Raw genomic sequence first — 10,335 nt, forward strand, 5'->3', positions numbered from 1 at the left:
AAACGCCGGGATATCCCGGCGTTTTTACATCTGGCTTCAGCCTTACAGGCTTTCGGTAAAGGTACGGGCGATGACGTCGCGCTGCTGTTCCGGAGTCAGAGAGTTGAAGCGTACCGCGTAGCCGGAAACACGGATGGTCAGCTGCGGGTATTTTTCCGGATGCTCAACCGCGTCCAGCAGGGTTTCGCGACGCAGCACGTTAACGTTCAGGTGCTGGCCGCCTTCCACGCGAACTTCTGGTTTCACGTCCACCGGGATTTCACGGTATTCGATTTCACCCAGTTTGCTCACTGCAACCACGTCATCTTCCGCAAAACCACCTTTGGCACACAGGCAGCGCGCTTCGCCTTTTTCGCTATCCAGCAGCCAGAAAGAGTTCAGCAGGTCGTCGTTTGCCGCTTTAGTAATTTGGATACCAGTAATCATTTGATGCCTCCCAGGCAGTGTTTATTCGATTTTGGCCTCTTCGCGGCCAATTGGTAAAACCATTGTTGTATGAGTGTATATATATCAGCCGCACCCGCGGCATTCCTTGATATAAATCAACAAAAACCACTCATACAAAGTGGGTATAGGGGGATTTTATTGTTTTACATCAAGTTACGCCATGGGATGTCATAAATAATTTTGTAAATTTTCAATTTTTTTTGCATAAAAGCCATCATCAAGCCGTGCCGATTTTGTTCTGTAGAAAGAAGCCGTTAAGCTATAGCGATGACCCTTTGCAGGAGAGCAAGATGAGCACCCCTTTAACCTGGCATGACGTGCTGGCGGATGAAAAGCAACAACCCTATTTTCTCAATACTCTGAAGACCGTCGCCGAAGAGCGCCAGTCCGGGATCACCATCTACCCACCGCAAAAAGACGTCTTCAATGCGTTTCGCTTTACCGAACTGGGCGACGTCAAAGTCGTCATTCTCGGCCAGGATCCCTATCACGGCCCGGGTCAGGCGCACGGTCTGGCGTTCTCGGTTCGCCCGGGCGTCGCGATCCCGCCATCGCTCTTGAACATGTACAAAGAGCTGGAGGCCACGATCCCCGGCTTTACCCGCCCCACTCACGGTTACCTCGAAAGCTGGGCGCGCCAGGGCGTGCTTCTGCTTAATACGGTCCTGACCGTCCGCGCCGGACAGGCGCACTCGCACGCCAGCCTCGGCTGGGAGACCTTTACCGATAAGGTTATCGCATTAATCAATGAGCATTGCGAGGGGGTGGTATTCCTGCTGTGGGGTTCTCACGCGCAGAAGAAAGGCGCGATTATCGATCGTCAGCGCCACTGCGTGCTAAAGGCGCCGCACCCGTCGCCGCTCTCTGCGCATCGCGGTTTCTTTGGCAGTAACCATTTCGTACAGACCAACCAGTGGCTGGCTGACCGCGGCGAAGCGCCGATTGACTGGATGCCGGTCCTTCCCGCAGAAAGCGAGTGATCGAGCCATAAAAAAAGCCAGCATCAGCTGGCTTTTTCGCATTCAGGCAGGCGAATTACGCCTTGTTCTGACGCCACCATTCTGCCAGCAGGACGCCGGTCGCCACAGAGACGTTCAGGCTTTCGACATTGCCGGTACCGTCGATGGCGACGCTGAGATCAGAGCTGGAAATCGCCGCATCGGACAGACCATCACGCTCCTGGCCTAACACCAGCACCATTTTCTTCGGCAGCTCGGCTTTAAACAGCGGCGTACCATTATGGCTGGACGTTGAGACAATCGCGTAGCCCGCTTTGCGGAACTGATCCAGGGTATCGATAAAGCTGTCGCCGGTGATCGGCTCAACATGCTCCGCACCGCCCTCTGCCGTACGGATCGCCGCCCCGGACTCCAGCACGCCAGCATCCTGAACTACCACGCCCTTCACGCCGAAGTGCGCGCAGCTGCGCATGATCGCCCCGAGGTTGTGCGGGTTACCCACATCTTCCAGCGCCAGAACGCAATCTTCTTCTGCCGCCTTCGCGACCCACTGGGCGACAGAGGTGCCGTGGCGTTTTTTGATCAGGAAGCAGACGCCGCCGTGATGCTCGGTGCCGGAGGCTTTCGCCAGCTCAGCTTCGTCCACCACGTGATAGGCCTTACGGTTGGCCGCCATCCAGCGCAGCGCTTCTTTAAAGCGTGGCGTGACGCTCTGGATAAACCAGGCGCGAACAATGGCATCCGGACGGCTCAGGAACAGGGCCTGACAGGCATTTTCGCCATACACGCGGGTTTCTTCCGCACGCTGACGACGCAGCACTTCCGGATCGATAAAGCTCTTCCCGCTGATCCCGCCGTGATCTTCTTTTACCGGCGTCTCATCGCCAGGGGCACGGGAAACGGTGCGCCATGGGGACGCATCGTCGCGATGAAAATCATCACGCTTACGGTCGTCACGTTTGCGGTCGTCACGTTTGCGATCGTCGCCGCGGCTGTTTCGTTCATCGCGCGCAGGGCGGCTGCGGCCGTCAACACGAGATTTTCCTGGACGACCTCCCCCTTTCCCGGTTCGTGGGTTATGGGTACGTTTGTCAGAATCATCATCACTGCGGACATACATCACTTTGACCTTGCCGCTTTTATTTTTCAGTTCGTCGCTCATCAATTTTCTCCACCTGCGCTGCGCGAAGCGCGCAGATTACCCGATGTGTCATCGCTTAGCCATGATTTCGTTTAAAAGCCGGCCTCTATTGCACTCATCGAACAAAACGCATTGTCCTTAAATAACACTTAATCGATAATATGTAACATCACAGAAACATATCGGCCACGTGCCACGTTGCAACCCATAACCAGAGGTTAGTTATGAATACCGTTTGTGCCAGTTGTCAGGCTCTGAACCGCCTCCCGGACGATCGTAGCGCGGATGGCGCAAAGTGCGGACGCTGCGGTCACGATCTTTTTGACGGCGACGTCATCAACGCGACCGGGGCAACGCTGGATAAACTCTTAAAGGACGATCTGCCGGTCGTTGTCGATTTCTGGGCGCCATGGTGCGGCCCCTGCCGTAGCTTCGCGCCGATCTTTGAAGATGTCGCGGAAGAGCGTAGCGGGAAGATGCGTTTTGTGAAAGTCAACACCGAAGCGGAACGTGAGCTTAGCGCCCGGTTTCGTATCCGCAGCATCCCGACCATTATGATGTTCAAAAATGGCGAAGTGATCGACATGCTCAATGGCGCGGTGCCAAAAGCGCCATTTGACAGCTGGCTGAACGAAGCCGGCCAACAATAATCCTTCCGGGGCACTGCTTGTGCCCCGTTTTCACCTCTGCGACAATAGCGTTTTTCACTAGCGACTCCCATGATTGAAAACGCAGTCCTTCGCCTGCGCGCTGAACGCCTCGCGCGAGCTACCCGGCCTTTCCTTGCTCGCGGCAACCGCATCCGCCGCTGTCAGCGCTGCCTGCTGCCGCTCAAGCAGTGCCTGTGCGCGACGTTAGTGCCCGCGCAGGCCACCAGCCGCTTCTGCCTGGTGATGTTTGATACGGAACCGATGAAGCCCAGCAACACCGGCCGGCTCATCGCCGATATTCTGCCTGATACCCAGGCTTTTCAATGGTCGAGAACCGAGCCGCCGCAGGCGCTGCTCGATCTGGTCGCTCATCCTGATTATCAACCGATGGTGGTTTTCCCTGCCTCCTATGCCGGGCCGGAGCGCCAGGTCCTGAGCGCGCCGCCGTCCGGCAAGCCGCCGCTGTTTATTATGCTCGACGGCACCTGGACCGAAGCGCGCAAGATGTTCCGCAAGAGTCCTTATCTTGACGCGCTGCCGATAATCTCCGTCGATCTGTCACGCATCTCTGCCTACCATCTGCGCGAGGCGCACGCCGACGGACAATACTGTACTGCGGAAGTGGCCATCGCCCTGCTGGATTTGGCGGGAGATGCCCCGGCCGCCGCTGCGCTTGGCGAGCACTTCACCCGCTTTCGGACCCGCTATCTGGCGGGAAAAACCCAGCATAAGGGCAGTATCACAGCGGACCAGGTGGAAAACGTTTAAAATCATTCGGTCACTGGGATGAAAGGAGACCGGTATGAGCCAACGAGGCCTGGAAGCACTGCTGCGACCAAAGTCCATCGCCGTTATTGGCGCATCAATGAAGCCGCAGCGCGCTGGCTATCTCATGATGCGCAACCTGTTAGCCGGCGGTTTCAATGGCCCGGTACTGCCGGTGACCCCAGCCTGGAAGGCGGTGCTCGGGGTGCTGGCATGGCCCACGATTGAGAGCCTGCCGTTTACTCCGGATCTGGCGGTGCTCTGTACTAACGCCCGGCGTAATATCGAATTGCTCGAAGCCTTAGGGCAGAAAGGGTGTAAAACCTGCATCATTCTCTCTTCGCAGCCGGAACAGTATCCGGCGCTGCTCGAATGCGCCGCCCGCTATCAGATGCGCCTGCTCGGCCCAAACAGCCTGGGGCTGCTGGCGCCGTGGCAAGGCCTGAACGCCAGTTTCTCGCCGGTCGCGATCCACCGCGGTAAACTGGCCTTTATCTCGCAGTCGGCCGCCGTCTCTAATACCATCCTTGACTGGGCGCAGCAGCGCGAGATGGGCTTTTCCTACTTCATCGCGCTGGGCGATAGCCTGGACATTGATGTCGATGACCTGCTGGACTTTCTGGCCCGCGACAGCAAGACCAGCGCCATTTTGCTTTACCTCGAGCATCTTAGCGACGCGCGTCGGTTTGTCTCCGCCGCGCGCAGCGCTTCGCGAAACAAGCCTATCCTGGTGATTAAAAGCGGCCGTAGTCCCGCGGCGCAAAAGCTGTTGCGCGTCAACTCCGGGATGGATCCGGCATGGGATGCAGCCATTCAGCGTGCTGGCCTGCTGCGGGTGCAGGACACCCATGAGCTGTTCTCCGCCGTGGAAACGCTCAGCCATATGCGCCCGCTGCGTGGTGAAAAGCTGATGATCGTCAGCAATGGCGCGGCACCGGCGGCACTGGCGCTGGATGAACTCTGGCTGCGTAATGGCAAACTGGCGGTCCTCAGCGAGGAGACCCGCGACGCCCTGCACCAGGCGTTGCCGGTTGGCGTCGAGATCGCCAACCCATTAGATCTGCGCGATGATGCCAGCAGCGAACATTATCAGCAGGCCGTGAATATTTTGCTCAACAGTCAGGACTATGACGCGCTGCTGGTGATCCACTCGCCCAGCGCGGCCGCGCCGGGCACGGAGAGTGCGCTGGCCCTGATTGATGCCCTGAAGCATCATCCGCGCGGTAAATATGTCACCGTGTTGACCAACTGGTGCGGCGAATTTTCCTCGCAGGAAGCGCGACGGTTATTCAGCGATGCCGGCCTCCCTACCTACCGTACGCCGGAGGGCACGATCACCGCTTTTATGCATATGGTTGAGTACCGTCGCAACCAGAAACAACTGCGTGAGACGCCGGTGCTACCAGACTCGTTAACCGCCAATACCAGCGAGGCGCATGCTCTTCTGCAGCAAGCGATAGATGATGGCGCCACCACGCTGGATACCCACGAAGTCAGCCCGGTGCTACGAGCCTATGGCATCCATACTCTGCCGACATGGATTGCTGCCGACAGCGCAGAAGCAGTGCATATCGCTGAGCAGATAGGCTATCCGGTCGCGCTGAAGCTGCGTTCTCCGGATATCCCGCACAAATCGGAAGTACAGGGGGTCATGCTCTATCTGCGTACCGCCGCCGAAGTGCAGCAAGCGGCAGATGCGATGATCGATCGCGTCAGACTGGCCTGGCCCCAGGCGCGCATCCATGGTCTGCTGGTGCAGAGTATGGCTAATCGCGCCGGCGCCCAGGAGCTGAGAGTGGTTGTTGAGCACGATCCCGTCTTCGGCCCGTTGATTATGCTGGGCGAAGGCGGCGTGGAGTGGCGGGCCGAGGATCAGGCCGCGGTGGCACTGCCGCCGTTAAATATGAACCTGGCGCGTTATCTGGTGATCCAGGCGATCAAAAATAAAAAGATCCGCGGTCGCAGCGCATTGCGCCCGCTGGATATCGCGGGCCTGAGCCAGCTGCTGGTTCAGGTATCGAATCTGATCGTCGACTGCCCGGAGATCCAGCGCCTGGACATTCATCCCCTGCTCGCCTCCGGCAACGAGTTTACGGCGCTGGACGTCACGCTGGGCCTGGCCCCCTTTGACGGCGACAGTGAAAGCCGCCTTGCGATTCGTCCCTATCCGCACCAGCAGGAGGAGTGGGTGGTGATGAAAAATGGCGATCGCTGCCTGTTTCGGCCGATCCTCCCGGAAGATGAGCCGCAGCTACTCGCGTTTATCGCTCAGGTCACCAAAGAAGATCTCTATTATCGCTATTTTAGTGAGATCAACGAATTTACCCACGACGATTTAGCCAACATGACGCAGATCGACTACGATCGTGAAATGGCGTTTGTTGCCGTCAGGACCACCGCAGAGAAGAGCGAAATTCTCGGCGTAACACGGGCGATATCCGATCCCGACAATATTGACGCCGAGTTTGCCGTTCTGGTCCGTTCAGATTTAAAAGGGTTAGGCCTGGGGCGAAGGCTGCTGGAAAAGCTGATCGCCTATACGCAAAGCCATGGCCTGCAACGCCTTAATGGCATTACGATGCCGAATAACAGAGGCATGATCGGCCTGGCCAGAAAGCTGGGATTCACCGTTGATATTCAGCTGGAAGATGGGATTGTCAGTCTATCGCTGCCCCTGAATCAGGGATAATCGCGCCACGCTGACCGCAATTGTTGACCACATTAGCGGGTAGTAATGGTATTATTGCCCGCTTACGTCGTCTGCATGGTACAGAAGACCCTTCAATAAACAGAGAAGAAACGCACTGTGATGTTGTCAAAATTTAAGCGTAATAAACATCAACAACACCTTGCCCAACTCCCTAAGCTTTCTCAGTCAGTTGATGATGTAGAGTTCTTTTACGCCCCTGCGGATTTCAGGGAAGCGTTACTGACCCGGATTGCCCACGCCACTCAGCGTATATGCATTATTGCGCTCTATCTGGAGCAAGATGATGGCGGAAAAGGAATTTTGCAGGCTCTCTACGACGCCAAACGCCAGCGTCCGGAACTGGATGTCCGCGTTCTGGTAGACTGGCACCGCGCTCAACGTGGTCGTATCGGCGCCGCCGCCTCCAACACCAATGCCGACTGGTATTGCCGGATGGCCGACGAAAACCCAGGTGTGGATATCCCCGTTTACGGCGTGCCGATTAATACCCGGGAGGCGCTCGGCGTTCTCCATTTCAAAGGCTTTATTATCGATGACAGCGTCCTCTACAGCGGCGCCAGCCTGAACGATGTTTATCTGCATCAGCATGACAAGTACCGTTATGACCGCTATCAGTGCATCCGTAACGGCAAAATGGCGGACGTCATGTTCGACTGGGTCGACAATAATCTGGTTCAGGGGCGCGGCGTTAATCGTCTCGACAGACCGGATCGGCCAAAAAGCCCGGAAATCAAAAACGACATTCGCCAGTACCGTCAGGAGCTCCGCGACCGCAGCTACCATTTTGTCGGCACCGCTGGTGACGAAGAACTCTCCGTCACCCCGCTGGTAGGTCTGGGTAAATCCAGCCTGCTGAATAAAACCATCTTTCACCTGATGCCGTGTGCCGAGCACAAGCTGACGATTTGTACCCCCTACTTCAACCTCCCTGCCGTACTGGTGAGAAATATCATCCAGTTGCTGCGGGACGGTAAACAGGTGGAGATTATTGTCGGCGATAAAACCGCTAACGATTTCTACATTCCGGAAGATCAGCCGTTTAAAATTATCGGTGCGCTTCCCTATCTGTATGAGATCAACCTGCGGCGTTTCCTCAGCCGGCTGCAATATTATGTCAATACCGATCAGCTGATCGTCCGCCTGTGGAAGGATGACGATAACAGCTACCACCTGAAAGGCATGTGGGTTGACGATGAGTGGATGCTACTCACCGGCAACAACCTCAACCCGCGCGCCTGGCGGCTCGATCTGGAAAACGCCATTCTGATCCACGATCCAAAGCAGCAGTTGGGGGCCATGCGCGAGAAAGAGCTCAAGCTCATCCGCACCCACACCAAGGTGGTGAAACATTATCGCGACCTGCAAAGTATCGCCGACTATCCGGTTAAAGTGCGAAAACTGATCCGCCGCCTGCGACGGATCCGCATTGACCGGTTGATCAGCCGTATTCTCTGACTATCAGCCCCGCGTCGACGGGGCTTTTTTCTGGAAGCGCTATGCGTTCGATAATAGTGATGACATCGCTGCTGTTAACGGGCTGCAGCCACATGGCAAATGATGCATGGTCCGGTCAGGACAAAGCCCAGCATTTTCTGGCCTCGGCGATGTTGTCTGCCGCTGGCAATGAGTATGCGCAACATCAGGGTTACAGCCGGGACCGCAGCGCCGCCATCGGCCTGATGTTTTCCATCAGCCTCGGCGCGTCAAAAGAGCTTTGGGACAGCCGCCCGGCTGGGAGCGGCTGGAGCTGGAAGGATTTCGCCTGGGATGTCGCTGGCGCGACCACCGGCTATGCTGTGTGGCAACTGGCGCACCAGTAAGCGTTACAGGCGCAGGCCTTTCCCCTTGCGATGCAGCATCAGAGAGACCAGGAAGGCGATGGCCGCCATCACCGTCACATACCAGTAGAACGCGTGCTCTATCCCCGCCGACTTAAGCGACAGCGCGACATACTCCGCAGAGCCACCGAACAACGCGTTCGCGACGGCATAGGAAAGCCCTACCCCAAGCGCGCGAACCTGAGCCGGGAACATCTCAGCCTTGAGGATACCGCTGATCGAGGTATAGAAACTGACAATCAGCAAGGCACAGATCACCAGCCCGAAGGCAGCATACGGTGAGCTCACATTCTGCAGGGCGCTGAGGATAGGCACGGTAAATAACGTCGCCAGCACGCCAAAGCACAGCATGGAGGTGCGGCGGCCAACTTTATCCGAAAAGGCACCGAATAGCGGCTGAACCAACATATAAACGAACAGCGCCGCGGTCATAATCACGCTGGCGGTACCAGCCGTCATACCCGCCGTATTGACCAGATACTTTTGCATATAGGTGGTAAAGGTGTAGAAGGTCAGCGATCCGGCGGCGGTAAAGCCCAACACCATCGCGAAGGCCCGGCGATTGCGCCACAACCCTTTAAATGATCCAGCCTCTTTCAGCGCCCGGGTCTCCTGCTTTGAGGTTTCGTCCAGCTGGCGACGCAGCCACAGCGCGACGATAGCCAGTACCGCCCCGAGAGCAAAAGGAATACGCCATCCCCAGGCATGGAGATCTTCATCGCTGAGCACCTGCTGGAGCGCCACAACCACTAATACCGCCAGCAGTTGACCACCAATCAGCGTAACGTACTGGAAGGAGGCATAGAAGCCTTTCTTACCTTCCACCGCGACTTCACTCATATAGGTCGCACTGGTGCCGTATTCTCCGCCAACAGACAGCCCCTGGAACAGACGAGCCAGCAGCAGCAGCGCCGGAGCCCAGGTACCGATGACCGCATAACCCGGCAGACAGGCAATCACCAGTGAGCCAAAGCACATCATGCAGACCGAGATAAGCATGGAGGCTTTACGTCCGCGGCGGTCGGCGATTCGACCAAACAGCCATCCGCCGATGGGACGCATCAGGAATCCGGCGGCAAATACGCCTGCCGTCTGCAGCAGTTGGGTGGTGGTATTTCCGGATGGAAAGAAGATGTGGGCGAAATAGAGCGAGCAGAATGAGTAAACGTAAAAATCAAACCATTCAACCAGATTTCCCGAGGACGCGCCAACTATTGCCCAAATACGACGACGGGTATCGGCCTGATCCGGCGCACCCCGTTCGGTAATGCTACTTTCTGTCATTGTTATATTGCTCCAGCAAAGACTGCAATCTGTCTTGTCGGGCGTACCACGTCACGTAGACAAATTAGTTAGTGAACTAAATGTTATATAATTGTTATATTTTTATATGTGATTGCATTCACATTTTTTTTCGTAGGAGCAGTTTTCGCGATCAACGCCAGCGCAGGAGCAAGGAAAAAGTGGATTATGGTGAAGGGATTGCCATGGCGGGGTTTTATTTTGCTTTGAATGAAGATAATGGTGCGGGTATGGCAGGATTTTCCCCGGAGGCGGTGCTGCGCACCTTGTCCGGGCTACCAGTCAGCCCCGGTTTGTAGCCCCGGTCAGCGCAGCGCCACCGGGGACACATGCCGGCATGCTGCCCGGACCACTGAAACGCAAAAAGCCCATCCGTCAGGATGGGCTTTTCACTTGTTTGATGCCTGGCAGTTCCCTACTCTCACATGGGGAGACCCCACACTACCATCGGCGCTACGGCGTTTCACTTCTGAGTTCGGCATGGGGTCAGGTGGGACCACCGCGCTATCGCCGCCAGGCAAAT

The 10,335-nt window shown here is 56.7% G+C and carries 10 protein-coding genes and 1 rRNA gene; 7 read left to right on the top strand and 4 right to left on the bottom strand.

Going from position 1 to position 10,335, the window contains the following annotated elements; translation table 11 throughout:
• Positions 1-42: 42 nt before the first annotated feature.
• Positions 43-426 carry an autonomous glycyl radical cofactor GrcA gene (gene grcA, locus CWM54_RS18900; RefSeq protein WP_002914084.1) on the bottom strand — a complete coding sequence of 128 codons (384 nt, stop codon included), beginning with the start codon at positions 424-426 and terminating at the stop codon, positions 43-45.
• Between the two features lie 311 nt (positions 427-737).
• Here grcA and ung point away from each other — a divergent pair, with 311 nt between their 5' ends.
• Positions 738-1,427, top strand: coding sequence for a uracil-DNA glycosylase (gene ung / locus CWM54_RS18905; RefSeq protein WP_061153637.1), 690 nt, complete (start codon positions 738-740; stop codon positions 1,425-1,427).
• 55 nt (positions 1,428-1,482) lie between these two features.
• On the opposite strand, the gene CWM54_RS18910 is transcribed toward ung, so the two are convergent.
• Positions 1,483-2,568, bottom strand: coding sequence for a tRNA/rRNA methyltransferase (locus CWM54_RS18910; RefSeq protein ID WP_061153636.1), 1,086 nt, complete (start codon positions 2,566-2,568; stop codon positions 1,483-1,485).
• A 203-nt stretch (positions 2,569-2,771) separates the two neighbouring features.
• On the opposite strand from CWM54_RS18910, the gene trxC reads away from it, so the two are divergent.
• The 5 genes from trxC (at position 2,772) to CWM54_RS18935 (ending at position 8,492) form a co-directional block, all read left to right on the top strand.
• Complete coding sequence (gene trxC, locus CWM54_RS18915; RefSeq protein WP_002914091.1) at positions 2,772-3,197, top strand: thioredoxin TrxC; 426 nt, start codon at positions 2,772-2,774, stop codon at positions 3,195-3,197.
• A 69-nt stretch (positions 3,198-3,266) separates the two neighbouring features.
• Complete coding sequence (gene tapT, locus CWM54_RS18920; RefSeq protein ID WP_100698109.1) at positions 3,267-3,965, top strand: tRNA-uridine aminocarboxypropyltransferase; 699 nt, start codon at positions 3,267-3,269, stop codon at positions 3,963-3,965.
• Positions 3,966-3,999: 34 nt separating this feature from the next.
• Complete coding sequence (locus CWM54_RS18925; RefSeq protein WP_100681122.1) at positions 4,000-6,651, top strand: bifunctional acetate--CoA ligase family protein/GNAT family N-acetyltransferase; 2,652 nt, start codon at positions 4,000-4,002, stop codon at positions 6,649-6,651.
• A gap of 120 nt (positions 6,652-6,771) precedes the next feature.
• Positions 6,772-8,127, top strand: a complete 1,356-nt coding sequence (gene pssA, locus CWM54_RS18930; protein ID WP_100698111.1) for a CDP-diacylglycerol--serine O-phosphatidyltransferase — start codon at positions 6,772-6,774, stop codon at positions 8,125-8,127.
• A 41-nt stretch (positions 8,128-8,168) separates the two neighbouring features.
• A complete protein-coding gene (locus CWM54_RS18935) occupies positions 8,169-8,492 on the top strand; it encodes a YfiM family lipoprotein (protein ID WP_008803753.1) in 324 nt (107 codons plus the stop codon).
• A 3-nt stretch (positions 8,493-8,495) separates the two neighbouring features.
• Here CWM54_RS18935 and CWM54_RS18940 read toward each other — a convergent pair whose 3' ends face one another.
• On the bottom strand, positions 8,496-9,794 hold the full coding sequence (locus tag CWM54_RS18940; protein WP_061153633.1) for an MFS transporter: 1,299 nt from the start codon (positions 9,792-9,794) through the stop codon (positions 8,496-8,498).
• 179 nt (positions 9,795-9,973) lie between these two features.
• Here CWM54_RS18940 and CWM54_RS28750 point away from each other — a divergent pair, with 179 nt between their 5' ends.
• Positions 9,974-10,111 carry a hypothetical protein gene (locus CWM54_RS28750; RefSeq protein WP_162676776.1) on the top strand — a complete coding sequence of 46 codons (138 nt, stop codon included), beginning with the start codon at positions 9,974-9,976 and terminating at the stop codon, positions 10,109-10,111.
• Between the two features lie 103 nt (positions 10,112-10,214).
• On the opposite strand, the gene rrf is transcribed toward CWM54_RS28750, so the two are convergent.
• Positions 10,215-10,330: ribosomal RNA gene (gene rrf / locus CWM54_RS18945) — 5S ribosomal RNA — on the bottom strand.
• Positions 10,331-10,335: the final 5 nt, after the last annotated feature.

Source organism: Klebsiella sp. D-Nf1 (genome assembly GCF_002810515.1).
GTDB lineage: Bacteria > Pseudomonadota > Gammaproteobacteria > Enterobacterales > Enterobacteriaceae > Klebsiella > Klebsiella variicola.

Coding starts and splice junctions, on each gene's coding strand:
- grcA (WP_002914084.1), bottom strand. CDS start 426: ATGATTACTGGTATCCAAATTACTAAAGCGGCAAACGACGACCTGCTG.
- ung (WP_061153637.1), top strand. CDS start 738: ATGAGCACCCCTTTAACCTGGCATGACGTGCTGGCGGATGAAAAGCAA.
- CWM54_RS18910 (WP_061153636.1), bottom strand. CDS start 2,568: ATGAGCGACGAACTGAAAAATAAAAGCGGCAAGGTCAAAGTGATGTAT.
- trxC (WP_002914091.1), top strand. CDS start 2,772: ATGAATACCGTTTGTGCCAGTTGTCAGGCTCTGAACCGCCTCCCGGAC.
- tapT (WP_100698109.1), top strand. CDS start 3,267: ATGATTGAAAACGCAGTCCTTCGCCTGCGCGCTGAACGCCTCGCGCGA.
- CWM54_RS18925 (WP_100681122.1), top strand. CDS start 4,000: ATGAGCCAACGAGGCCTGGAAGCACTGCTGCGACCAAAGTCCATCGCC.
- pssA (WP_100698111.1), top strand. CDS start 6,772: ATGTTGTCAAAATTTAAGCGTAATAAACATCAACAACACCTTGCCCAA.
- CWM54_RS18935 (WP_008803753.1), top strand. CDS start 8,169: ATGCGTTCGATAATAGTGATGACATCGCTGCTGTTAACGGGCTGCAGC.
- CWM54_RS18940 (WP_061153633.1), bottom strand. CDS start 9,794: ATGACAGAAAGTAGCATTACCGAACGGGGTGCGCCGGATCAGGCCGAT.